23 protein-coding genes and 2 pseudogenes are annotated in these 22,599 nt (G+C 64.4%); 12 read left to right on the top strand and 13 right to left on the bottom strand.

Annotated elements, in window-relative coordinates; translation table 11 throughout:
• Positions 1-204: 204 nt before the first annotated feature.
• Together nodI and G3N64_RS25390 are read left to right on the top strand one after the other, a co-directional pair.
• Positions 205-1,119: a nodulation factor ABC transporter ATP-binding protein NodI gene (nodI, locus tag G3N64_RS25395; RefSeq protein WP_205786363.1), complete on the top strand. Its 915-nt coding sequence runs from the start codon at positions 205-207 to the stop codon at positions 1,117-1,119.
• Between the two features lie 6 nt (positions 1,120-1,125).
• Positions 1,126-1,959: an ABC transporter permease gene (locus G3N64_RS25390; protein WP_205786362.1), complete on the top strand. Its 834-nt coding sequence runs from the start codon at positions 1,126-1,128 to the stop codon at positions 1,957-1,959.
• Positions 1,960-1,995: 36 nt separating this feature from the next.
• Here the strand turns inward: G3N64_RS25390 and G3N64_RS25385 are convergent, their stop codons facing one another.
• The 4 genes from G3N64_RS25385 to G3N64_RS25370 all read right to left on the bottom strand — a co-directional run bounded on the left by G3N64_RS25385 (position 1,996) and on the right by G3N64_RS25370 (position 5,720).
• Entirely contained in the window at positions 1,996-2,418 is a 423-nt protein-coding gene (locus G3N64_RS25385) for a hypothetical protein (RefSeq protein WP_164462574.1), read from the bottom strand.
• Positions 2,419-2,519: 101 nt separating this feature from the next.
• Positions 2,520-3,578 (bottom strand): permease, encoded by a 1,059-nt coding sequence (locus G3N64_RS25380; protein WP_205786361.1) that lies wholly within the window; start codon positions 3,576-3,578, stop codon positions 2,520-2,522.
• Entirely contained in the window at positions 3,575-4,702 is a 1,128-nt protein-coding gene (mnmH, locus tag G3N64_RS25375; RefSeq protein WP_205786360.1) for a tRNA 2-selenouridine(34) synthase MnmH, read from the bottom strand. The genes G3N64_RS25380 and mnmH overlap by 4 nt, the downstream gene beginning before the upstream one ends.
• A gap of 64 nt (positions 4,703-4,766) precedes the next feature.
• Positions 4,767-5,720 (bottom strand): LysR family transcriptional regulator, encoded by a 954-nt coding sequence (locus G3N64_RS25370; protein WP_205786359.1) that lies wholly within the window; start codon positions 5,718-5,720, stop codon positions 4,767-4,769.
• Between the two features lie 166 nt (positions 5,721-5,886).
• Between G3N64_RS25370 and G3N64_RS25365 the strand changes: the two genes are divergently transcribed.
• Positions 5,887-7,308 (top strand): M20 family metallopeptidase, encoded by a 1,422-nt coding sequence (locus G3N64_RS25365; protein ID WP_205786358.1) that lies wholly within the window; start codon positions 5,887-5,889, stop codon positions 7,306-7,308.
• 35 nt (positions 7,309-7,343) lie between these two features.
• A complete protein-coding gene (locus tag G3N64_RS25360; RefSeq protein ID WP_205786357.1) occupies positions 7,344-8,630 on the top strand; it encodes an MFS transporter in 1,287 nt (428 codons plus the stop codon).
• An 86-nt stretch (positions 8,631-8,716) separates the two neighbouring features.
• Here the strand turns inward: G3N64_RS25360 and G3N64_RS25355 are convergent, their stop codons facing one another.
• Together G3N64_RS25355 and G3N64_RS25350 are read right to left on the bottom strand one after the other, a co-directional pair.
• Complete coding sequence (locus G3N64_RS25355) at positions 8,717-9,769, bottom strand: NADP(H)-dependent aldo-keto reductase (protein WP_205786356.1); 1,053 nt, start codon at positions 9,767-9,769, stop codon at positions 8,717-8,719.
• Between the two features lie 147 nt (positions 9,770-9,916).
• Complete coding sequence (locus G3N64_RS25350; protein ID WP_034186970.1) at positions 9,917-10,354, bottom strand: PaaI family thioesterase; 438 nt, start codon at positions 10,352-10,354, stop codon at positions 9,917-9,919.
• A 169-nt stretch (positions 10,355-10,523) separates the two neighbouring features.
• Between G3N64_RS25350 and G3N64_RS25345 the strand changes: the two genes are divergently transcribed.
• Positions 10,524-11,012: a helix-turn-helix domain-containing protein gene (locus G3N64_RS25345; protein ID WP_089440012.1), complete on the top strand. Its 489-nt coding sequence runs from the start codon at positions 10,524-10,526 to the stop codon at positions 11,010-11,012.
• Between the two features lie 334 nt (positions 11,013-11,346).
• The gene (locus G3N64_RS25340) at positions 11,347-11,970 is read left to right on the top strand and encodes a phospholipase D family protein (protein ID WP_205786355.1); all 624 of its coding nucleotides are present in this window, start codon (positions 11,347-11,349) and stop codon (positions 11,968-11,970) included.
• 145 nt (positions 11,971-12,115) lie between these two features.
• Here G3N64_RS25340 and G3N64_RS39890 read toward each other — a convergent pair whose 3' ends face one another.
• Positions 12,116-12,343, bottom strand: a complete 228-nt coding sequence (locus tag G3N64_RS39890; RefSeq protein WP_241021198.1) for a hypothetical protein — start codon at positions 12,341-12,343, stop codon at positions 12,116-12,118.
• A gap of 173 nt (positions 12,344-12,516) precedes the next feature.
• Between G3N64_RS39890 and G3N64_RS25330 the strand changes: the two are divergent.
• Positions 12,517-12,933, top strand: a pseudogene (locus G3N64_RS25330) (GGDEF domain-containing protein); the annotation flags it as partial.
• A gap of 58 nt (positions 12,934-12,991) precedes the next feature.
• On the opposite strand, the gene G3N64_RS25325 reads toward G3N64_RS25330, so the two are convergent.
• The 4 genes and pseudogenes from G3N64_RS25325 to G3N64_RS25310 form a co-directional block, all read right to left on the bottom strand.
• Positions 12,992-13,465: a VOC family protein gene (locus G3N64_RS25325; RefSeq protein ID WP_085038949.1), complete on the bottom strand. Its 474-nt coding sequence runs from the start codon at positions 13,463-13,465 to the stop codon at positions 12,992-12,994.
• A gap of 162 nt (positions 13,466-13,627) precedes the next feature.
• A pseudogene (locus G3N64_RS39885) lies at positions 13,628-13,947 on the bottom strand (aspartyl-tRNA synthetase); the annotation flags it as partial.
• 30 nt (positions 13,948-13,977) lie between these two features.
• Positions 13,978-14,286, bottom strand: a complete 309-nt coding sequence (locus G3N64_RS25315; RefSeq protein WP_205786353.1) for a phosphatidylserine/phosphatidylglycerophosphate/cardiolipin synthase — start codon at positions 14,284-14,286, stop codon at positions 13,978-13,980.
• 46 nt (positions 14,287-14,332) lie between these two features.
• Positions 14,333-14,716, bottom strand: a complete 384-nt coding sequence (locus G3N64_RS25310) for a VOC family protein (protein ID WP_205786352.1) — start codon at positions 14,714-14,716, stop codon at positions 14,333-14,335.
• An 86-nt stretch (positions 14,717-14,802) separates the two neighbouring features.
• Here G3N64_RS25310 and G3N64_RS25305 point away from each other — a divergent pair, with 86 nt between their 5' ends.
• From G3N64_RS25305 to G3N64_RS25290, 4 genes are all read left to right on the top strand, one after another.
• Positions 14,803-15,546, top strand: coding sequence for a DUF695 domain-containing protein (locus tag G3N64_RS25305; protein WP_205786351.1), 744 nt, complete (start codon positions 14,803-14,805; stop codon positions 15,544-15,546).
• Positions 15,547-16,022: 476 nt separating this feature from the next.
• Positions 16,023-16,580: a hypothetical protein gene (locus tag G3N64_RS25300; protein WP_205786350.1), complete on the top strand. Its 558-nt coding sequence runs from the start codon at positions 16,023-16,025 to the stop codon at positions 16,578-16,580.
• Between the two features lie 384 nt (positions 16,581-16,964).
• Positions 16,965-17,429 (top strand): hypothetical protein, encoded by a 465-nt coding sequence (locus G3N64_RS25295; protein ID WP_205786349.1) that lies wholly within the window; start codon positions 16,965-16,967, stop codon positions 17,427-17,429.
• Positions 17,430-18,350: 921 nt separating this feature from the next.
• Complete coding sequence (locus G3N64_RS25290) at positions 18,351-18,869, top strand: VUT family protein (protein WP_205786348.1); 519 nt, start codon at positions 18,351-18,353, stop codon at positions 18,867-18,869.
• Positions 18,870-19,187: 318 nt separating this feature from the next.
• Here G3N64_RS25290 and G3N64_RS25285 read toward each other — a convergent pair whose 3' ends face one another.
• Positions 19,188-20,831 (bottom strand): DUF2334 domain-containing protein, encoded by a 1,644-nt coding sequence (locus G3N64_RS25285; RefSeq protein ID WP_205786347.1) that lies wholly within the window; start codon positions 20,829-20,831, stop codon positions 19,188-19,190.
• A gap of 17 nt (positions 20,832-20,848) precedes the next feature.
• Complete coding sequence (locus tag G3N64_RS25280; RefSeq protein WP_205786346.1) at positions 20,849-21,115, bottom strand: hypothetical protein; 267 nt, start codon at positions 21,113-21,115, stop codon at positions 20,849-20,851.
• A 636-nt stretch (positions 21,116-21,751) separates the two neighbouring features.
• On the opposite strand from G3N64_RS25280, the gene G3N64_RS25275 reads away from it, so the two are divergent.
• Positions 21,752-22,219 (top strand): hypothetical protein, encoded by a 468-nt coding sequence (locus tag G3N64_RS25275; protein WP_205786345.1) that lies wholly within the window; start codon positions 21,752-21,754, stop codon positions 22,217-22,219.
• Positions 22,220-22,599: the final 380 nt, after the last annotated feature.

Here is a 22,599-nt window from a genome sequence, read left to right as displayed (position 1 = left end):
ATGCATCGCACCGTGCAGGCATGCCCTGAAGAGACGCAGCCGATGCACTAGAATGGCCCGTTCGTACTCCAGCGTGCCATCAGGCGCAGGCGTCGTGCGCTTCGGTCATGCCCGTGTGACACGCAATCGTCCGATCGGTTCGCCAACCGGCCACGCTTCCGGCAGCGGAACGCTTCCGCGCCCGCTTACAACGACAACATGCCCATGTCCGCTGCACCGATCGATTTCCGGAACGTCGAAAAGCGCTATGGCGGCAAGCTCGTCGTCAACGGCCTGTCCTTCACCGTACAAGCCGGCGAATGCTACGGCCTGCTCGGGCCGAACGGCGCCGGCAAGACCACCACGCTGAAAATGCTGCTCGGCCTCACGCATCCCGATGCAGGCGCCATTTCGCTCTGCGGCGAACCGGTTCCATCCCGTGCGCGGCATGCGCGCCAGCGCGTCGGGGTCGTCCCGCAGTTCGACAATCTCGACCCCGACTTCACCGTGCGCGAGAACCTGCTCGTGTTCAGCCGCTATTTCGGCATGTCGGCGCAGGCTGCACGCGCGCTCGTGAAGCCGCTGCTCGAATTCGCGAAGCTCGAGAACAAGGCCGATGCGAAGGTCGGCGAACTGTCGGGCGGCATGAAGCGCCGCCTGACGCTCGCCCGCGCGCTCGTCAACGATCCCGATGTGCTGGTGCTCGACGAGCCGACGACGGGCCTCGACCCGCAGGCGCGCCACCTCATGTGGGAGCGGCTGCGCTCGCTGCTCGCGCGCGGCAAGACGATCCTGATCACCACGCACTTCATGGAAGAAGCCGAACGCCTGTGCGACCGCCTGTGCGTGATCGAGGAAGGCCGCAAGATTGCCGAAGGCGCGCCGCACGCGCTGATCGAATCGGAAATCGGCTGCGACGTGATCGAGATCTACGGGCCCGATCCGGCCACGCTGCGCGACGAGCTGTCGGCGTTCGCGAAGCACACGGAGATCAGCGGCGAGACGCTGTTCTGCTACGTGAGCGACCCGGAACCGCTCAGTGCGCGACTCAAGGGTCGCACGGGATTGCGCTATCTGCATCGCCCGGCCAATCTTGAAGACGTGTTCCTGCGGCTCACGGGCCGCGAAATGCAGGACTGATCGATCATGGACGTCCGCAACTATTCCGCCGCCGCACCGTCGGCACCGCCGCGCGTGTCACGCTTCGCGATCGCAATGCCCGCGAACGCGACCAACTGGATCGCCGTCTGGCGGCGCAACTATCTCGTCTGGCGCAAGCTCGCGCTCGCGTCGATGTTCGGCAATCTTGCCGATCCGATGATCTATCTGTTCGGGTTGGGGTTCGGGCTCGGGCTGATGCTCGGCCATGTCGACGGCGTGTCGTATATCGCGTTCCTCGCGGCCGGCACGGTCGGGTCGAGCGTGATGATGTCCGCGAGCTTCGAGTCGATGTATTCGGGATTCTCGCGGATGCACGTGCAGCGCACGTGGGAAGCGATCATGCATACGCCGCTCGCGCTCGGCGACATCGTGCTCGGCGAGATCGTCTGGGGCGCCAGCAAGGCGATGCTGTCGGGGGCCGCGATCATGCTCGTCGCGGGTGCGCTCGGCTATGCGCAGTTTCCGTCGATGCTCGCGGTGCTGCCCGTGATCGCGCTCGCGGGCCTCGCATTTGCCAGCATCGCGATGATCGTCACGGCGCTCGCACCGTCCTACGATTTCTTCATGTTCTATCAGACGCTCGTGCTGACGCCGATGCTGCTGCTGTCGGGCGTGTTCTTCCCGACCACGCAGTTGCCGCCGATCGCGCAGCACGCGGCGCAGGCGCTGCCGCTCGCGAACGCCGTCGAGCTGATCCGGCCCGCGATGCTCGGCCGGCCGTCGACCGACGTCGCGCTGCATGTCGCGGTGCTCGCCGGCTACGCGGTCGGCGGATTCCTGTTGTCCGCGTGGCTGTTCCGGCGGCGGATGATGCGCTGACGGCCGGCGCACCGGGCGCCGGCTTATGCGACGGCGTTACTCGTCGTCGTCGCTCCACGGAATCTCGACGTCGGTCAGGAACGCGACGGTCGCGAGCGGGCCACCTTCCTGGCGGCCGAGCTTGCCGTCCGCACGATGCCATTCGACGCGGAACTGCGTGCCCGGATCGTCGGCGACCAGATAGACCGAGCGCAATTCGTCCGCGTCGGCTTCGTCCACCGGGCCGTCGAACGACACCAGCATCTTCTGCGGCCACAGGCCGTTGACCGGATCGTAAATACGGTCGCCCTGCGGAATGTCGATGCTGGCATCGACGCCGATCGTTGCGGATGCCTCGATGATCATCGTGCCGAGTGCGTTCAGCACGGCCGTCGCCCGCGCGGAATTGGCCTGGCGGATCGCGAGATCGCCGCGCGTCAGCGCCTTTTCGAGTCGAGGATGAATCTTCGGTTGGGTCATGCGTTTTCCTGTTTGCTTCTTGTAAATGGCGCCGCACGCGTGAAACGGCGGCGCCGGATGAATACGACGATTGCGCCCGGCTGGCGCATCGCTTGCGCGCGTCAGAACCCGAGCGCGACCGCGAGCACGCCGCTCGCGATCCCGAACACGACGACGAGGATCGCGACGATGGCCAGCATGTAAGGCTTGAACGAACGCGCGAGCATCGCGAGCGACGGCACGCTGATCGGCGGCAGCGTCATCAGCAGCGCGGCGGCCGGGCCGACGCCCATGCCGAGCGACAGCATCGCCTGGATGATCGGCACCTCGCCGGCCGTCGGGATCACGAACAGCATGCCCGCGACCGCGAACGCGACGATCCAGCCGAGATGATTGCCGATGTCCGGGCCGATATGCGGGAACAGCCACGCGCGCGCAGCGCCGAGCAGCAGCACGAGCACGATGTATTCGGGCACGAGCCGCACGGCCATGCGCCCGAGCAGCTTCATCCAGCGGGCGAACGGATTGCCGGCCGCGGCCTGCTCGGCCGCCAGCGCGGCGAGCTGCGCATCGTCGATGCGGGCGTCTTCAGGGCGTGCGATCCGGTTCAGCAGATAGCCGATCCCGAACACCATCGCGACGCCGAGCACGAGGCGCAGCGCGCTCCAGTGCCAGCCCAGCACGAAGCCCATGAACACCAGCGCCGCCGGGTTCAGCACCGTGTTGCCGAGCCAGAATGCAACCGCGCCGCCCGGCGATGCATGGCGCGCCCGCAGCCCCGCGACGACCGGCGCCGCGCAGCACGTGCACATCATGCCGGGCAGCGACAGCAGGCCGCCCGCGGCGACGCTGCCGAAGCCGGTGCGGCCGAGCACGCGCGCGACCCAATGCGCGGGCAGCAGCGCCTGCACGGCCGAACCGAGCAGCAGGCCCAGCACCATCGCCTGCCAGATCGCCTTGCCGTACGCCCACGCGTAGTCGAGTGCGGCCTTCAGCGACGGCTCGGGCGCGGCCGCCGACGTGCCCATCAGGATCGACTGCCCGATCGAATGATGCTCGGCGGCAACGAACGCCTTGTTGTAGTACGGAAACCATTTCACATAGAACAGGCCTGCGACCGCGATCAGCAGGAAGGTCATCCAGCCGAGTGCCGGATTGGGTTGGGTGCGTGTGGTCGTCATCGTGTGGTCGTGGGTTGGTCTTTATCAGTTGCGGAGGTCGCGCCTGCGGCAAGCGCGGCCGATGCGGGCAACCCGGCTTGCGCGAGTTCGGCCAGCAGCGCACGCGCCTGATCGCGCACGTCGGCGGCGTTGGGCCGGAACGTGAACGTCAGCGCCCGGTTCGGCTTGCTGTACGTCGCGCGGTAAGTCCGTGCGTAGGCGGGATCGTAATGCCTGTCGATCAGCTCGGTGAACAGTTCGGCCCGTGCGTCCGCATCGATCAGCGCCTTCCAGTGCGTCACCTGTTCGCGGCTATGCAGGCCGATCAGCCGATGGAGCTGCGCCTTGAACGCGTCCGGTTCGTCGAACAGGTGTGCGTAATCGTCGAGGAGGAACGCAATGCGCTCCTCGTGCGCCGCATCGACATGCACCCACGGCCCTGCGTGAAACGCTTCGATCAACGCGATCGGCAACTGCACGAGCCCGATCCTGCGGCTTTCCGATTCGACGAACACCGGCCATTCGGGGTCGAAACGCCCAAGTGTTTCGACGAGCCCCGAATCGAACCCCTTCTGCGCCGGCTGCGGCTTGCCCGGCAGCGCGCCGAGCAACGAGCCTCGATGGCACGCAAGCGCCTCGAGATCGAGCGTCTGCGCGCCTACGTCGCGCAGTGCGTTCAGCAGTCGCGTCTTGCCGCAGCCCGTATGGCCGACGAGCGCGATGTAGCGAAAGCGCGTCGGCAGCGAATCGAGCGTCGCGCACACCGACTGGCGGTACGCCTTGTAGCCGCCGTCGAGCTGGCGCGCCTTCCAGCCGATCAGGTTGAACCAGGTCGTCATCGAGCCCGAGCGCTTGCCGCCGCGCCAGCAGTAGATCAGCGGCCGCCAGTTGCGCGGCCGGTCGGCGAACGTCGTGTCGAGATGGCGCGCGATGTTGCGCGCGACGATCGCCGCGCCGACCCGAGTCGCCTCGTACGGCGAGACTTGCCGGTACATCGTACCGACGAGCACGCGCTCCTCGTTGCTGAGCACGGGCGCGTTCAGCGCGCCGGGAATATGATCCTCGGCGAACTCGAGCGGCGTGCGCACGTCGATGATCTCGTCGAACTCACCGGCGCGATCGAGGGTGACAAGCAGGTTCTTCAATTTGGCGTCGAACAGGGGCGATGCGGCTCGATGAGCCGCATGGACACGGAAGGCGGATTGACGATTATCTCACGGGCCGGCGTCTCGGGCCGCGCACGGCAGTCGGCGGCGCCGATGCGGCCTGCATCGCGTCGATCAGGTGGTCGCGAAACGCGCGAACCGACGCCGGCAGATCGCGCCCCGCCATCGTCTGCACCTGGATGCTGCGCTCGCGCAGCTGCGCGTTCGTCACGGGCACGACGACGAAGCCATCCGCGGCGCAGCGGTCGCGCACCGACAGCAGCCCCGTGAACATCACCGCGCCCGTGCGCCGAGCGTAGCCATACATCGCCGCCGTGTTGTTGCTCGTCAACTCGGGCTCGAGCAGCAGCCCGTCGAGCGCGCACGCGATGTCGATCAACTGGCGCACCGTCGTGCCGGCCTCCGGCAGCACGTGCGGGTGACGCGCGACATCGGCGAGCGACACCGCTTCTCGCGTTGCGAGCGGATGGTCGTGCCGCACCAAGGCGAAGATCGGCGCGCGCTCGGTATGCTCGACGCGCACGCCCTTCTCCGGCGCGAGGCTGAAGCTCAACGCGATGTCCACGTCGCCGTCGCGCACACGCCGCGTCGCGTCCGCCGGCGACACCACCCACACGGAAAAATCGACGCCCGGATGGCGCGCCTTGAAACGCGCGAGCGTGCCGGGCAGGAAGTCGATCGCGAACCCTTCCGAGCACGCGATCTTCAGCAGGCTGCCGTGCAGCGCGTCGAGGCCGCCGATGTCCTTCATCACGTGCTCGGCCTCCAGCAGGCTGCGCTGCGCGAACGCCAGGAGCCGCTCGCCGGCCTCCGACAGCGCCATCCCGCGCGGCCGGCGCTCGAACAGCGGCGCGCCGAGCTCGCTCTCGAGTTTCGCGATCTGGCGGCTGATCGCCGATACGGCCACGTGCAGCCGCGCGGATGCGTCGCTGATCGAGCCGGTGCGCGCCACTTCGACGAAATACCGCAACGCCAGGCCATGCAGGAAAGCCGCCATCGTTCTGTCTCCGCCCGGCCACCGGCCGTGCTGCTTTGCCTTTTCGGCAAAGAAAGGTTCGAAATTCGATCATTGTGACAAAAAAAACGGCTTTCTAGAATCGATCGCACTCCATGCTGCACGCCCGATCCGCCGCATGCAGCGAACCCGACAGAGGAGACACGACTTGAGCCGTAACGCCGCCATCCAGCACGCGCTGAACCAGTTCGAATCCGGTGCGTTCTTCACGACCCTGAGCCGCCGGGTCGGCCTGCGCACCGAAAGTCAGGAAAGCGGCAGCGGTGCCGTACTGCGCGCCTACCTGACCGACGAGATCGCCCCCGAGGCCGCGCGCCTCGGCTTCACGTCGCGGATCGTCGACAATCCCGTCGACGGCGGCGGCCCGTTCCTGCTCGCATCGCGCCACGAAGACGATGCGCTGCCGACCGTGCTGATCTACGGTCACGGCGACGTCGTGCGCGGCTACGACGCGCAGTGGCGTGCGCCGCTGTCGCCGTGGACGCTGACGGCCGACGGCGACCGCTGGTACGGCCGCGGCAGCGCCGACAACAAGGGCCAGCACACCATCAACCTGGCCGCGCTGGCAAGCGTGCTCGACGCACGCGGCGGACGGCTCGGTTTCAACGCGAAGCTGCTGATCGAGATGGGCGAGGAAACGGGTTCGCCTGGCCTCGACGCGCTGTGCCGCCAGGAGCGCGACGCGCTCGCGGCCGACGTGCTGATCGCGTCCGACGGCCCGCGCATCGCGGCCGCGCGCCCCACGGTATTCCTCGGCTCGCGCGGCTCGGTCAATTTCAGGCTGAGCCTGCGCGCCCGCGACGGCGCGCATCACTCCGGCAATTGGGGCGGGCTGCTGCGCAATCCGGCGATCGTGCTCGCGCATGCGCTCGCGAGCCTCGTCGACGCGCGCGGCGCGATTCGCGTCGCGGGGCTGCGTCCACCGCCGATCCCGGCCGCCGTGCGCGCTGCGCTCGCCGACCTCTCCGTCGGCGGCGGCCCCGGCGATCCGGCGCTCGACGCCGACTGGGGCGAGCCCGGCCTAACCGCACCCGAGCGCGTGTTCGGCTGGAACACGTTCGAGATCCTCGCTTTCAAGGCCGGCAACCCCGAGCACCCCGTCAATGCAATCCCGCCCGCCGCGTATGCGCACTGCCAGTTGCGCTTCGTCGTCGGCACCGACTGGGAAGCGCTGCATGCGCATCTGCGCACGCACCTCGATGCGCACGGCTTCGCCGACATCGAGATCGACGTCGAACGCGGCGCACCGGCAACGCGCGTGCCCCCGGACGATCCGTGGGTGCGCTGGGCCGTCGCGTCGCTGGCGCGGACCACCGGCAAGAAGCCCGCGATCCTGCCGAATCTCGGCGGCACGCTGCCGAACGAAGTATTCGCCGACACGCTCGGGCTGCCGACGCTGTGGGTGCCGCACTCGTACCCGGCGTGCTCGCAGCACGCGCCCGACGAGCACCTGCTCGCGAGCGTCGTCAGCGAGGGGCTGCAGATGATGGCCGGCCTCTTCTGGGATCTCGGCGACGACGCACCGACCGTTCGCCGCGCGGCACCCGCCGCGGCCGGCGCCGCCCTGTAACGCGCTTCGCCCCTTTCACGGGACCTGCATACACGATGAATACGACCACCCTGACCTCGCAGGAAGCCGCCCGCCCCAGCGCCGCGAAGATCCGGCGCATCATCTTCGCGGCGTCGATCGGCAACGCACTCGAATGGTTCGACCTGATCGTCTACGGCTTTTTCGCGGTGACGATCGCCAAGCTGTTCTTCCCCGCCACCAGCGAAGCGACGTCGCTGATGCTCACGCTCGGCACGTTCGGGCTGTCCTACCTGATCCGGCCGATCGGCGGCTTCGTGCTCGGTGCATACGCGGATCGCGCAGGCCGCAAGGCGTCGCTGCTGCTGTCGATCGCGATGATGATGGCCGGCACGCTGCTGATCGCGCTGATGCCGACCTACGCATCGATCGGCATACTCGCGCCGCTCGGGATCATGCTGTCGCGGCTGATGCAGGGCTTTTCCGCCGGCGGCGAATTCGCGAGCTCGACCGCGTTCCTCGTCGAACATGCACCGCAGCGGCGCGGCTTCATGTCGAGCTGGCAGTTCGCGAGCCAGGGCCTTGCAACCCTGCTCGCATCAGGCTTCGGCGCGCTGCTGACCTCCACGCTGACGAACGCGCAACTCGAAAGCTGGGGCTGGCGCGTGCCGTTCCTGTTCGGGCTCGCGATCGGCCCGGTCGGGCTGTACATCCGCCGTTACGTCGACGAAGGCGTCGAGTTCAAGACGCAGGCACGCTCGGAAGCGCCCGTGCGCGAACTGTTCGCGGATCAGAAGCTGCGGGTGCTGCTGTCGATCGGCGCGCTCGTGATCTCGACCGCGATCAACTACATGATCCTGTACATGCCGACTTACGCGATCAAGCAGCTCGGGCTGCCCGCGTCGACGGGCTTCGCGGCAACGCTCGCGACCGGCTTCGTGCTCACGCTCGTCACGCCGGTCGTCGGCCACCTGTCCGATCGCACCGGGCGGATCCGCATGATGGCGGCCGCGGCCGTGCTGATGCTCGTCACCGTGTACCCGACGTTCGCATGGCTCACGCGCCACGCGTCGTTCGCGACGATGCTCGCCGCACTGGTCTGGATCGGTGCGCTGAAAGCGATGTACTGCGGCGCGCTGCCGGCGCTGATGGCCGAGCTGTTCCCGTCGCAGACCCGCGCCACGGGGCTCGCGGTCAGCTACAACACGGGTGTCACGCTGTTCGGCGGCTTCGCGCCGTTCGTGATCACCTGGCTGATCAGCGCGACCGGCAACCGGCTGTCGCCGGCGCTCTACCTGATGGGCTGCGCGCTGCTGAGCCTCGCCGCGCTGTTCGTCGCGCGCACACGCCTCAAGATGCGATAACGGAAGAAACGACGGCGCAGCGATGCGCGGCCGGTGCGTCCCGCCGCGGCATTGCTGCCGCGCGGGCCGCGCGCCGCTTGTTCACGTCAAGGCGCCGGGTTCGGCTGCAGCTCGTGCAGCGCGTCGATCTCGGCGAGGATCTCGTCGGACAGCTTCACGTCGATGCTGCCGATGTTCTCCTTCAACTGCTCGAGCGACGTCGCACCGATCAGGTTGCTGCGCACGAACGGCCGGCTGTTGACGAATGCCAGCGCGAGCTGCGCGGGCGACAGCCCGTGACGCCGCGCGAGCGCGACATAGCGCGACGTCGCCTCGACGGCCTGCGGTTTGCTGTAGCGCTGGAAGCGCTCGAACAGCGTGATGCGTGCGCCGGCCGGACGCGCGCCGTTCTCGTACTTGCCGGACAGCCAGCCGAACGCGAGCGGCGAATATGCGAGCAGGCCGACGCCGTCGCGATGCGTGAATTCCGACAGCCCGTTCTCGAACGTGCGATTCAGCAGGCTGTACGGATTCTGGATGCTCGCGACGCGCGGCAGATCAAGCTTCTCGGCCGCCCGCAGGAACTGCGCGACGCCCCACGGCGTTTCGTTCGACACGCCGATCGCGCGCACCTTGCCGGCCTTCACGAATTCCGCGAGCACGCCGAGGGTTTCCTCGATCGGCACCGTATAGGTATCGTCGACCCACGGATAGGCGGGACGGCCGAACGTCGTCGTGCTGCGATCGGGCCAGTGCAACTGGTAGAGATCGACGTAGTCCGTCTGCAGGCGCTTGAGGCTGCCGTCGAGCGCTTCGGTCAGGTTCTTGCGGTCGAACTGGTTGCCTTCGCCGCGAATATGGCGTGGATTGTGCGGCTGCCGCGCCGGCCCCGCGATTTTCGTCGCGAGCACGATGCGCTCGCGCTGCGCGCGATGCTGCGCGAGCCAGGTGCCGATGTACTGCTCGGTGCGCCCCTGCGTGTCGGGCTTCGGCGGCACCGGGTACATCTCCGCGGCATCGATCAGCGTCACGCCCTGCCCGATCGCGTAGTCGATCTGCTCGTGCGCATCGCGCTCCGAATTCTGCTCGCCCCACGTCATCGTGCCGAGGCCGATCAGGCTGACCTCGATGCCCGAATCGCCAAGTGTGCGGTATTCCATGCTGGTCCTGTCGCGTCGGTGGAAAGCAGGAACGCTATCACATTGAAGCGACCGCTTCAGGCAGGCGCCACGTACGCTTACAGGCCGCCTTCGGCGCCGGCGTCGAGGTTCACGCGCCGGCCCGGACGATGGCGTTGCCGCGCCCCGTTACTGCGGCCGCTGAATGAAGCAGGTTGCCGACGCATGCGCGACGATCTTGTCGTCCGGCGTCTTCAGCGTGCCCTCGGCAACGCCCAGCGAGCGCGACAGGTGGATCACGCGCCCTTCCGCAACCAGGTCGACGTCGCGCGGCACGGGCCGCAGCATCTTCACATGCAGGTCGACCGTGCCGTAGCCGACACCCGCATCAAGCATCGAATGCACCGCGCACCCCGTGACCGAATCGAGCACCGTCGCGGCGAACCCGCCGTGCACGCCGCCGAGCGGATTCAGGTGCCGGCCGTCCGCCCGCGCCGAAAACTTCACATAACCGAGCTCGACGTCGAGCGGACGCATCGGGATCGTCTCGGAAATCGACGCGAGCGGCGCATCGCCCGATACCGCTGCGCGCAGCAGATCGAGACCAGACAGGGAAAGCGGGTTCATCGGGTTGTCTCCGGGTTGAAAGCGCGTCGCCGCACTAGTAAGTTCCAAATTGGAACCCATTATTGACAACGATGGCGGCCGTTGTCAACGCGGCCGGGCCCGTTGCAACCGAAGGCGGGTTCTATAATCGAACCCGCTATTTCACTGAACCGCCGCAAGAGACTCGACGATGAAATGGGATGACATCGGCACGCTGAACTGTTCGGTCGCGCGTACGCTCGCCGTGCTCGGCGACCGCTGGACCATGCTGATCCTCCGCAACGCGTTCCTCGGCTGCCGCCGCTTCGACGCGTTCCAGACCCAGCTTGGCCTCACACGCCACGTGCTGGCCGAGCGGCTCGCACGGCTCGTCGACGAAGGCGTGCTGGTCAAGCGTGCGTATCAGGAGCGCCCGCCGCGTTTCGAATACCGGCTGACGGACAAAGGCCTCGACCTCTATCCGACCCTTCTCGCACTGACGGCATGGGGAGACCGCTGGAAAGACGACGGCCAGGGGCCGCCGGTGCAGTTGCGCCACCGCACTTGCGGCCATCTGATGCATGCGGTCACCGTCTGCTCCGCCTGCGGCGAGCCGCTCGACGCACGCGACGTGCAGCCGGAACGTGGCCCCGGCTGGATCGCAGCCGAGGCAGCCGGCGCGCCTGCGGCCGAGGATTGACTCATCGCGCATGCATGACCGCGTGACGCACAAGGATCGTTCGTTGCGTTCGCGCTGCTGTCTCCGGCCGCATCGAGCCCGCCCCGCTGCACTCGTGCATGGCTTGCACGTCGTTATCCCGCCGCCACCGTACAAGCATTCAGGCGCGGCTATCGCCCCCATCCATCAATCAGCCCGATCGCGCACACGGATCCCGCACAACGCAACTTTGCGTCACCGCCGCTGCCATCGCCGGTCATCTCGATGAGTCATCCCGTCTCATCCGCACGTGACCGGGCCGCCCCGTCTGCGTTACACTCACGGCCCGCTGTCTCGAAATTGTTCGCTGTCCAAGATGTTGTCGCGCAATCGCCTCGCCGCCGCCTGTCTCGCCGCCTCCCTGCTCGCCACACCGTTCGCCGCCTTCGGCAAGACGCAAAGTGAATCGCTGCTCCAGCAGGCGATCGACTTCGTGTCGCAATGGTTGCCGGCCCCCACTCACGAAGCGCCCGCGACACAGGTCGTCGAATCGGCGTTCTCGCCCGACGGCGGTGCCGAAGCGCTCGTGCTGAAAGCGATCGGCGCCGCACGCAGCTCGATCCGCGTCGCTGCCTATTCGTTCACGTCGCCGCCGGTCACGCGCGCACTGCTCGCCGCCAAGCGACGCGGCGTGAACGTCGCGGTGGTCGTCGACGACAAGGGCAATCGCGCAAAGAGCAGCAAGCAGGCATTGAACCTGCTCATCAACGCCGGTATCCCGACGCGCACGATCGACGCCTATGCGATCCATCATGACAAGTACCTCGTGATCGACGCCGAGCACGTGGAGACGGGCTCGTTCAACTACAGCGCGTCGGCGGCCAGCCGCAATTCCGAGAACGTCGTCGTGGTGTGGAACAACCCGCAACTCGCGTCGCGCTATCTCACGCACTGGCAAAGCCGCTTCGACCAGGGCACGCCGTACCGCTCCAGCTACTGACGCACACTGACGCCCGACGCTCGCCCCTTCGTGTTCGATCTGCCGTGTTGCAGATGATCGGCGAGCGAGGCGCGACGTTCAATTCGGCCGAATGGCCAGCGCGCCGCCTCGCGTATCGAACGATCCACGCAACGCGCCAACGCGCTCAATGGATTTCGGACATCCGCCCGGATGCAGCGCGGACCTGTGTCGTCGGCGCACAGCGATTCGCACGCCCGCCCACGCCACTTGCCGAAGACATCGACAAGCCGCTGGCGCCGCCCGGCAGCGCGCTACTCACGCATTCCATGTCGAATACCAGCGTGTTCTGAACCATCGGATAAAGAAGATACAGCGCAAACGCGAGATAGCCCGCGTACAGAAATCGAACCATGGTGCGATGGAAAGCGATAAGCGATTGGACTCGCCCTGTTTACGGCACTGTGCCGGGTACCTTGAGGCATCGCGTCTCCGATTGCGCATCGGGATGAAACGCAGGTTCATGGCACCTGCTTCTCGCCGCATCTGCATCGATCCGGGGTGGGCCGAAACCGGCCGTCGCCGGACTTGCGGCTTGGCGATCGCCTCGACCGTCACGCGGTACTGCTGTTCTTCAACCTGAACGCATTCAAGTCGATCAACGACCGCTTCGACCATGCCGAAGGCGACCGCGCGCTCAAGGCATTCGCCGATACGCTAACGGGCACGCTGCGCGACAGCGACGTGATCGCACGGCTTGGCGGCGACAAGTTCGTCGTGCTGCTGAGCGCCAGCGATCCGGCCGACCTCGCCGAGCCGGTCGAACGCGTGACGCAGGCGCTCGCGCTGCGCAACGCGGCCGATGCGCGCGGCGATGAAATCCGGTTCAGCGTCGGGCACGACGACGACGATTTCGCGCACCATCGGGACGTGGCCGACCTGCTCGCATCGGCCGACCAACGGATGTACGAGGACAAGCAGCGCGGCAAGACGGCCGGTGCGTAAGCGCGCGCGGGCGCATGCCGCTGCCCGGCCGTTCAACTGCGCTGGTTGAGCGGCTGCGTCAGCTTCCGCACGGCGGCGCGGACGCCATCGCCTCCGCGATCTGCTCGGGCGTCAGGTCGCGCTGGTGCGTGGCGAGCGACCAGCGATGCCCGAACGGATCCTCGACCTGTCCGTAGCGATCGCCCCAGAACATGTCGGCGGCAGGAATCGTGACCGTCGCGCCGGCCGCGACCGCCTTCGCGATCGCCGCGTCGGTGTCCGGCACGTACAGGTGCAGGCAGACCGGCGTGCCTTTCAGGGCCTTCGGCCCGAGCGCGCCGTGATCGGGCATTTCATCCACCAGCATCAGTGTCGAATCGCCAATCACGAGGCACGCGTGCGCGAGCCGGCCGTCGGGCATCGCCAGGCGAAACTGTTCGCTCGCATTGAATGCGCGCTTGTAGAAGTCGATGGCTGCTGCTGCGCCGGCGCAGATCAGGTGCGGCGTCAGCGTGCGCATCCCTTCCGGGATCGGTTTGACGGACGTGGACATGGATGTCGCTCCTTGAGTCGGTTGTCGTATCGGAATCGGGACGGACGCGCGCTGCGCACGCCTCCGATGCTACGACGGACGAACCCGGCGGAAATCGACACGGCGCCTGACATTTTTTTGTTTTTTCGAGTATCAGGGCGCGCGCGGGCCCCGCATCGGGCGTCATGGGCCCGTTCGGTCGGCCTCGCGGTCCGGCACGCCGAACTGCCGGCGACATGCCTCCAGCAAGCCGGCCACCTCGTCGAGCGGCAGATCGGCAAACCGGGCGATCGGCAGCATCACGCCACCCGTCACCCTGATGCGCGACGAATGCGCCGAGAACGGGTAGCCGATGTAACGATTACCGGCGACGCTGATGATCCGGAATTCGGTGACGTCACGCCACGGCGTGACGGGTTGTTCGGTACGGCCCCGATCAGCCTGAAGCCTGTCTCGTCGACTTGCAGCGCCATCCTGCGCCGCGACGAGACGAAGAAGGCGGCACCCTCCAGCGCCGACGCATGCCGCAACGATCAGATTTGCGGCAGATCGCGCAATGTGCGCGACTCGCTCGTTGCGTCGATGTCGAGCTCGATGCCTTCCGATGCATCGCGATACAGCACGCGTTTCAGCCTGGGCCCGATCGCGGTGGTGTCCGACGCCGAAAAGATTGCGCGGACATCGTTGCCGGACGCGAGCGCGCGCGCCACGTCCGCCACCGGCGCCTCGCTCGGCGTCGCCGCCCACGACCGGTCGGACGGATTCACGGCCGCCCAGCGCACGTGCGTCACGCGCGCGCTGAGCGGATCGATTCGCACACCATTCACCGCAAACATCGACATCGGCATCTCCTTCGAATTTTTTGCGGCCCGCCGTACCGATGCACGGTTACGGGTGGCCCCAGATCTCGCAGACGTTTCCCGCCGGATCCGCCACGGAAATCGCAATCGTACCGTCGCCATAGTCCCACTCGTTCAGGATACTGGCGCCGCACGATTCAAGTCGCGCGACAGCTTCGGAGACATGCGCCACTTCGATGGCCAGCGCAATGCCATGGCCGGTCGGACGAAACTCCGGATACGGGAACTCGCCACCGCTGCCCGTATGAACGGTCAGCGCCGCCCCGTCCACGACAAAGCGATGCCACGGATTCCCCGCAGCCGACACACCTTCGGCATGCACGGGCAGCGCGAGCGCAAAACGGTAGAAATCCACCACCGCCCGAAAGCGATCGTCTTCGACCGGCACCAGGATGCCCAGACTCGCGATCATGTGCGCTTCTCCGGCCGGCACGATTTTCGATGATACATTGGGACGCTTTACAACCGTCAACAGACAATCGTGCACGGGAGAAACACATGACCGACGCCTGGGGAACCTTCCCTGCCAGAATGGGCGACCATCAGGCTTTCATTAGCTTCGACCACAGCTTTGCGGAAATCGCGGAAGGCGACCCGCGCACGTCGCTGCTCAGCGTGCGCGTCCCCTTTGCGCATCCGACGCCGGAAGGCCTGCCGGCCGGCGAAGAATTTGCCGGTCTCGCGCAGATCGAGGATCTGCTGGACGCCACGATCACCGCGAAGGGCGGCATACAGGTTGGCCGCATCACCGTCGACGGCCATCGGGATTTCCTTTTCTACGTGCCGTTCGACGAAGAGGCGGCGGCGGAGATCGTCGACGCGCTGGCCGATCAGACGACCTACGCACTGCAGTACGCACACCAGGACGATCCGGACAAGGAAGCGTACTGGCAGACGCTCTACCCGACCGACGACGACTGGCAGATCATGCGCGACATGCGCGTGCTGGATGAATTGCGGAAGAAAGGCGATGCCAGCGACGTCAGCCGGCGCGTGATGCACTGGGCGTACTTTCCCGACCCGAGCGATGCACATCAGTTCGCGGACTGGGCTGAAGCGAAAGGCTACCCGGTCGAATCGGTTGCGCCCACCGAAGACGGCAAGTCGGCGGTACGGTTTTCGCACGAAGGCACCATGGCGCTGGCCGACATCACGCGCCATACGGTCGCGATCAATCGCGAAGTGCGTTCGCTCGGCGGGGAATACGACGGATGGGAAACCAGCGTCGAACAGGCTGGCTGAGCACGTCGACCTGCCCGCTGCGCGCGACGTGATGCAGCGCATCCGGCGCAAAAAATATCCCGGCGGCATTGTTGCGTGCCGCCGGGATCAAGGCATCACCGGCCGAAACCGGCAATGGGCCTGAGGGTTCGCTCAGGCACGAGGAAAGCGATTCGTGCGGATCAGGCGCACGGTAGCCGGGGCGCGCAACCGATGCGATTACGCCGCCCGCCGAACGCCTGTCCGGTTCCGCCGACGCAGCCTTGCGGCGTCGGACGGGCAAAAAGCCCCCGCTCCTGCGCGAGCGAGCGGGGAAATGGTTGACCGGGCCGGGGAAGAACGGTCAACCGGCCAAATTGTGAGCGCGGGCCGCGCAACGATCTGTGCGGCAACTCACCATTTGGTGACAATGCCGCGGCAACCGGCACACTCGCGTGCCGCGCGGATCGCGTCACGGTCCACGCGCAACGCCCGCGACCGGCGCGCGCATCACCACGATGACGGGCGACGGCACCACTGCCCCGATCATCGTCACGCCGTCGGCTGCAAGCGCGACGGAGCTGGAGCCGGAACTTGCCCGCGATCTTGCTGCCCTGCGTGACGAACCCGTCAAGCGACGCGTTGATCGATTTGCGATATGGCAATGCCAGTACGGCGGCGCCGAAATGCTCGGGCATATCGAAGATGCAGTGATATTTCCTGCCGTCCTCGCCGACGAGAAATCGGTCGACCGTCCCTTCGTATCTGCCGTCTTCGAACAGTATTGCAGTGCAGCCTGTCAGGCCGGCATCGACAACGATCGCGCCCGCCGTCGCAGCGTGATTCTTTTCATGTCTGGAATTCTATTTTTTAATTCAAGTGGATATTTGAAGGCCCGGGCCCAGTTTCCGGCAAGTCGCGGGTGTTGTCAAAGCAGGATTATTCTATTTTTCCGCACCGTTTTTTCGAGCTCGCATTTCACGAGCACAAGAACTCGCGTCATGACAGCCGCGTTTCGTCGTCGTGCCGGTCAGCTGAAAAGCCATTCCGAAACCGTCTCGATCCGGACTCCCTGATTTCGAGCGCCGCGGAGAAACAGTAATCGAGGTACTCGATCTCAAGTTTCGACGACATGGTTTTCTCCGGTCAATCTGCCCGCTCTGTTCTTATGATGATCTGCGCATGCCGGGTTTCGCGACACTGTGTGAATCTTCGATGAAATTCGCGCGGCGCGTCATTCCCGCTGGCAATATCGCGATATTCTCGCGGCCTGTCGATATCGCCCGCCGACACATGGCCGCATTCGATTTGCCTACCGTTCCTCTCTGCGCTTTCGCTTGCAGTTCAGGTTCTGCAGCGAGTCGATCCGTTTTTCCGTTCCGGGTATCGCCCTGCTTCGCCGCCGCAATCGCACTGCTAAACTCCGGCAAAGACGACCGCTCGCAACACAAGAGGAAACAATGGCACTCGCCCGTGCACAACAAAATGGCGTAGAAGTCTGGATTGTCCAGCTTCCCGGGCACATCCCCTATGCCTATACGCACCTCAAGCGCGTATTCTCGTCCGACGACTCGCGACACCGGGTCGTGACGATCGACCTGAAGAAGCTGCTGGCATGTGCCGACCGGGACACGACGGACTACGTGCTGCCGCCTGTTCTGTACTGGGCCCCTGGAAAAGCCGCGGGCATTCGTGAATTCCTCGATCCTGAACAGGACAGGATTCCGGACATGCCCTACATCACCTTTCGCGAGACGCGAACGCGAACGCTGTTCGGCATCCCCGGTCTGTCGAAAGTCGGCGTGGCGTCGTTCCGCAACGGCCAGCATCGCGCGCGCTATCTAGCCTACGCAGGCGCAACGGCCCTGCCTGTCGAGGTGCACGAAACGGAAGCCGATCTGCTCGTGCGGTACTGCGGCGCGTAACGGTGGAATACGTTCGACTTTCGCCCGGCGATGGCCGCACATCATGCGGCCGTTCGCGCGAATGCCGCCAGGCCGCTATGCCTGTATCGCGTAGATCCGGTCAGTGACCTCCGTCCGGCCGATGCGGCTCGTTTCGATACCCGCCAGCTGCCATACTGTGCCCACCTGACTGTTCGCGTGTCTGTTCGGCCCGCCCATTCTGTTCGCGGTGCTCGGTGCCTGTCTGTTTTCGCGGCATCGCCACGCGCACGTTATCGTCGCGAGCCTTGCATGCGCCGTCGCCGGACACTGGCTCGTGAGTTTCGCAAGCGTTCGCATCCTTCACGTCTGATGCGATCGGGTCGGCGCCTGCCCGTCAGGCACCGCTGCAACTCGTTGCCAGTACAACGGGATGCAGGAAAAAAAATCCCGACACCGTCATGGGTTATCGGGATCGAACGGCCCTTCAAAGCATGAGGGCACGAGGAAGTCGATACGTTACACCAATGTAAGACTGTTGCGCGTTGTCGGTTCATGCCAAATCCCTGTCTCATTCCGCCACTCAGGCAGTAAAGGACGGCCATAAACGAAAAAAGCCTGCTCACGCGAAACGCGAGCAGGCAAGAAAACGGATCAGCATTCGAGGCACGAGGGCTGTCCAGGGAAGATAACGGCACGGGATGCACAAACCTTAGCCGGGAAAGGAAACTTCGCGACATCAGCTCGACTGGATACGGCCATACAATCTCGCGCTGAAGATGATTTGATGGAAACCGGCCGGACCTTGACGATATCCTGTCGCCCCCAACCCTGGCTTTCCGCCAATCGTTCGCAGTTCGCCCCGGTTTGCGAGTAGCGGAGTATCAGGCCGTTTCATCGGCCATGTGTGGCAAACTTCGACTCCGGATTGACGCAGCGCGCACTCTTTATCGCAGGGAAATCATGTACGTCTTGATCTATATCGCAGCAGTCGCTGTCGCGAACCTGATGGTCGCTCATTTCGGACCGGCTGCTACACCGATCATCGCGTTCCTTCTGATCGGTCTCGATCTCGCGATTCGAGACAGGCTCCACCTGGACTGGCGCGGCCGCGCGCTTTGGTCACGGATGTTTGCGTTGATCGCGGCCGCCGGCGTCGTCAGTTACGCGCTCAATCCCGCTGCCAAGGAAATCGCCCTCGCCTCTCTGGTGGCGTTTGGTTCGGCAGCCGTAGCAAGTGCAATCGTGTTTCAACTTGCACGCCGCTTTCCGATACTGGCGCGTGCAAATGGCGCGAACGTCGCAGGCGCGGCAGTCGACTCCATCATCTTTCCGCTTATTGCGTTCGGAGCTGTGTTTCCGACGATCGCCGCATTGCAGTTCGTCGCCAAGGTAGCTGGCGGCGCTTTGTGGTCGTGGGTGGTTTTTCGAAATACTCGAACGGTCCAGGCGGGGATCGCGAGCAATGTGGCCGATCGGTGAGGACGGGTTGAGCGTTTAGGGGCGTTGTTCGTTGCCGAGCGAGTCGCCGTTTCGTTTCAGTTCGCCGTGGCGTTTCCCGCTTCGACCAGGTCCATCGTCACGGAACAGGGGCTGGCGTGTCGTGTTGTTGGTCGGTTGCACGGACGGCACCGGAATCGAACGAAAATCGTAGAACGAAGCGGTATGTCATTCCCAATTCGGGAATGACAAAAAAACGGCACTGCCTTCTTGGACAGTGCCGTTTCCAACTACTTCATTGGGATATGCAGACCCGGGTTTGACGGCCCGAGGTGGGTCAATTCTCGGCGGGCATCAACACTACTTGGCATCATACGCACCGATCCACTGGAAGCCGAGACCGGTTATCCCGTTCACGAGGCTCTGAAAATCCTGCAAGCCGGACGTGCCGAGGTCGGGCTCAAGCCAGAACGGATGGAAAAAGAAGGATGCAAAACCATCCCGGACCGTCAGCGCGTACTGCGCATTCGTGTAGAGATCCTGCCACGTGTATGACAGACACGAGTACGGATCGATATTGCATATGTTGTATTCGATGTTCCCAAGATTCTCAGGCAGCACCCGTTGCCCGTAATAGTCGGTATTGATGATATACGGGAAGAACTGACCAACCGAAAAGTCGTGATTCGGTGCGGTCGAATTCAGGTTCGGCCGATCTGACGTGTAGTAGACGACCCGCTGGTAGGTCGTCTTGAACAGCGGCGGAACGGCCTTGATCGAAAGGGGCGAAGACTGGTAATGCGGCGCCTCCCACGCGAAGGGAACATAGCCATTCGACGAAAATTCCTGCAGGCCCGCGCTCAAACGAGTCGATGCCCACTGGGTTGAATCTTCGTCCACGGGGCGGTTCTGCGTGGCAAGCCAGAACTCGTAGTCATTGCCGCTCACCGCGTTGTCGATATTCGGCGTCGAATTGTACTGATGCGTGTAGCCGTGCATCACGATCCTGCCGCCCCGCACCAGCGCGTAATTGAGGATCTGCTTCAGACCACTCGCCTGCGCGAGGTGTACGGTCAGCGGCACGCCGCCGTTATAGGCGCCGAGTGGGTCTTCGTACCGCGGAATGGTAGCAATGGAAAACGGAATGCGCTTTGAATACATGTAATCGGTCAGCGTCTTCATCGACGACGTGGTCGTGAACGCGTTGACGTCTTCAAGACGCACCATCGCGCGATGCAGCACCGGCTGGTTGGTGCCGAGAATGTCATGCAGCAGATCACAAATCACCAGGTACCGGTCGCGTGGCCCGATGTACGAGAACGGCATGTCGGCGAAGTACCAGAAATTGCCCGCGCGCATGACGTACGGCGCTTGCGCACCCGTCTGACTGTCCTTGATGGTGACAAGTACGCTGGCCTTTGTCGCGTCGGATACCGCAGTGACGCCAATGTCGGGATCCGCGCTAATCACGCCGGTGCTGGCATTGAACGCATAGTACTTGACCATGCTCGTGTTCTTGTAAGTCACCGTGTCGAAGAAGTTCGGTTTCGGGTTGCTGCTCGTTGGCGTGTAGGCCAGTCCACTCATCCCGGTGAAGGTGAATCCATAGCGGGCCGTGAAGTTGTACGCCGGATCCCATGCGACTTCCCACAGGTTGTTCTTGAACCAGACCACCGTCTTTGACGTCTTGACGACGTCCGCGAGAAATGCGGCAGGAATGGCGTTGTTGTAATAGTCGCCCAGATAGAAAGTCGCCTGATACATTTCGACAGTTCCGGCCGTATAGCTGTCGACGGGTGCAAGCGTGACATTGGTGTTGAAATGGCCAAGCAGGTTGCGCAGCATGATCGCGTAGGCCAGGCCAAGCTTCGAGTACGCGTCGTTCGGTGGGGCATCATAGAGCACCAGGACTTTCGCCGTGGTGGTCTGCGCGAGCACGGAAGACGGCATCTGGGCGAATGCGAACCCGAGCACCAGCACCCATGCGAGAATGAGCTTCTTCATTGTGATCTCCTTCGCGCCTAGTCGCGCCGAAAGTTGCCGTTGCTCAGGCGATGCCTGCCTTCCTTGAAGTTCGGTCCCATGCCGTGCTCGCGCTCGGCATGGCGTTTCCCCTCTTCCGACATGCCTGGCACTATCTCGGTCGCGACGGCCGTGCGCGGTGGAGGCTCGACGCGCGCGTGTGGGACGGGAGCACTCTGGATTCCGGCGCTCCAAACGGTGCCCATCAATGCAATCGCGGACGAAATAGCGGCGCACGCCGCAGCAACCTTGAGCGGGGCTTTCATTGCAGAACTCCTTTCACTGACCTCTGACTGAAAACTGGGGTGTGCGATCAGGGCGAACGCCTCACGTGTGCCTTGCATATCAGGAAGACGCGACCCGAAGAGGTATGCCTGCCTGATACAACCTCATACGAATTGCTCCACGCATCGTCACTTGCCCGACGACGGAACCGTCCGTTGCGTCGGTCACGATCGCTCCGACTTTGAAGGCCACCACTGCACCGGGAAACAGCCGACAACAGATACGCGGTGTCGACAGTGCCGCAGCGGCCTCGCCTGATCGCTACATCAACCACGTATGCATTAACAGTGCCACCCTCCATTCCACCGAAGCGGGCCGGTAACAGCCGAAACGGGAGAGCTTGGAAACGCAAAAAAAACGTTACGCCGAAGAAACGCAGGGCGACGATGCGCCGTGGTACCGGCTCCAAGGCTCATCAGTGCCCGTAGCGGAACACGGCAATGCATGGCGACCCAGCTTTCGTTATCGGGCTGGTGCAACGAAAAATGCTATGGATCCCGAATTTCTATTTCCGAACCGACTGAATGTCGGAACGTTTCGAACCTGAGACGGCGTGCTGCCGGACAACGACGGCCCTGTCTCGCACACATCGGCCGCCTTGTCGGATCCAGGTCGACATGCGCCCGCAGGCAGGCGGGCTTATCCCAAAGGGCGAAAATTTCGTCGACTTCAGCGTCAGCGTGTGGACGCCGTCAGCGCGTCATAGTCGCGCTCGCATTGCTGGCCGGCGACGCCACGTAGGTCAGCGACAGCCCATAACGGCCGACGACGCATATGCCGAGGGGGCAGCCGAATGGGCCGCCGAGTACGCGGCGTTGGCCGGCAACCAGAGGGTGGAGTTTCTCGATCCGAGCTGGCCGCGGGTCAACCGCAAGGCCGGTCACATTCGCGTGAAGCGCGCGAAGCAGCGCGGCAAGAAGCGCGGCGAAGTGATCGAACAGATCGAGATCACGCCTCCGTTGGCCGAGTTTCTCGATCGAGTTGAGGCTGTACGCGGCGACAAGGACTGTCTGTACGTCTTCAGGACGAAGTTCGGCGCGCATTACACGCGTGACGGCATCAAGGGGGCTGGGGGAAGTTGCTGAACGAGGCGATCGAGGAAAAGGTAATTGCCGGTCGATTCACATTCCATGACCTGCGCGCATATTACGCGACCCAGCATCAGGACAAGCGCCGCGCACTGCCCGACCTTCACGCGAATTCAGCGACAACGGCACGTGCCTACGATCGAAACAAAATCGTGAAGCGGAAGGCGCCGTGAATTCCATTTTATGGAATTCAAAAGCAAAAACGGCACTGAGATTTTATCTCAGTGCCGTTCTTTAACTACTTGATACCGCTTGGAATTCTTTGGGGTGGCTGATGGGACTCGAACCCACGACGACAGGAATCACAATCCTAGCTCGCTAGCCTTATCAATCAAGCCTCACAGGCTCGCGCGTGGGAATAATATAGCAAAACTGGC

Source organism: Burkholderia sp. Ac-20344 (genome assembly GCF_017104975.1).
Lineage (GTDB): Bacteria > Pseudomonadota > Gammaproteobacteria > Burkholderiales > Burkholderiaceae > Burkholderia.
This window is presented reverse-complemented; position numbering and strand designations above follow the sequence as displayed.

Bases quoted from the DNA above. Each gene is read 5' to 3' on its own strand.
- G3N64_RS25360 (WP_205786357.1), top strand. From the start codon at position 7,344: ATGAATACGACCACCCTGACCTCGCAGGAAGCCGCCCGCCCCAGCGCC.
- G3N64_RS39890 (WP_241021198.1), bottom strand. From the start codon at position 12,343: ATGGTTCGATTTCTGTACGCGGGCTATCTCGCGTTTGCGCTGTATCTT.
- G3N64_RS25390 (WP_205786362.1), top strand. From the start codon at position 1,126: ATGGACGTCCGCAACTATTCCGCCGCCGCACCGTCGGCACCGCCGCGC.
- G3N64_RS25380 (WP_205786361.1), bottom strand. From the start codon at position 3,578: ATGACGACCACACGCACCCAACCCAATCCGGCACTCGGCTGGATGACC.
- G3N64_RS25315 (WP_205786353.1), bottom strand. From the start codon at position 14,286: ATGTCGATGTTTGCGGTGAATGGTGTGCGAATCGATCCGCTCAGCGCG.
- G3N64_RS25310 (WP_205786352.1), bottom strand. From the start codon at position 14,716: ATGATCGCGAGTCTGGGCATCCTGGTGCCGGTCGAAGACGATCGCTTT.
- G3N64_RS25295 (WP_205786349.1), top strand. From the start codon at position 16,965: ATGGCACTCGCCCGTGCACAACAAAATGGCGTAGAAGTCTGGATTGTC.
- G3N64_RS25350 (WP_034186970.1), bottom strand. From the start codon at position 10,354: ATGAACCCGCTTTCCCTGTCTGGTCTCGATCTGCTGCGCGCAGCGGTA.
- G3N64_RS25345 (WP_089440012.1), top strand. From the start codon at position 10,524: ATGAAATGGGATGACATCGGCACGCTGAACTGTTCGGTCGCGCGTACG.
- G3N64_RS25385 (WP_164462574.1), bottom strand. From the start codon at position 2,418: ATGACCCAACCGAAGATTCATCCTCGACTCGAAAAGGCGCTGACGCGC.
- G3N64_RS25325 (WP_085038949.1), bottom strand. From the start codon at position 13,465: ATGTCCACGTCCGTCAAACCGATCCCGGAAGGGATGCGCACGCTGACG.
- G3N64_RS25290 (WP_205786348.1), top strand. From the start codon at position 18,351: ATGTACGTCTTGATCTATATCGCAGCAGTCGCTGTCGCGAACCTGATG.
- G3N64_RS25275 (WP_205786345.1), top strand. From the start codon at position 21,752: ATGCGCCCGCAGGCAGGCGGGCTTATCCCAAAGGGCGAAAATTTCGTC.
- nodI (WP_205786363.1), top strand. From the start codon at position 205: ATGTCCGCTGCACCGATCGATTTCCGGAACGTCGAAAAGCGCTATGGC.
- G3N64_RS25285 (WP_205786347.1), bottom strand. From the start codon at position 20,831: ATGAAGAAGCTCATTCTCGCATGGGTGCTGGTGCTCGGGTTCGCATTC.
- G3N64_RS25355 (WP_205786356.1), bottom strand. From the start codon at position 9,769: ATGGAATACCGCACACTTGGCGATTCGGGCATCGAGGTCAGCCTGATC.
- G3N64_RS25340 (WP_205786355.1), top strand. From the start codon at position 11,347: ATGTTGTCGCGCAATCGCCTCGCCGCCGCCTGTCTCGCCGCCTCCCTG.
- G3N64_RS25300 (WP_205786350.1), top strand. From the start codon at position 16,023: ATGACGGGCGACGGCACCACTGCCCCGATCATCGTCACGCCGTCGGCT.
- G3N64_RS25280 (WP_205786346.1), bottom strand. From the start codon at position 21,115: ATGAAAGCCCCGCTCAAGGTTGCTGCGGCGTGCGCCGCTATTTCGTCC.
- G3N64_RS25305 (WP_205786351.1), top strand. From the start codon at position 14,803: ATGACCGACGCCTGGGGAACCTTCCCTGCCAGAATGGGCGACCATCAG.
- G3N64_RS25370 (WP_205786359.1), bottom strand. From the start codon at position 5,720: ATGGCGGCTTTCCTGCATGGCCTGGCGTTGCGGTATTTCGTCGAAGTG.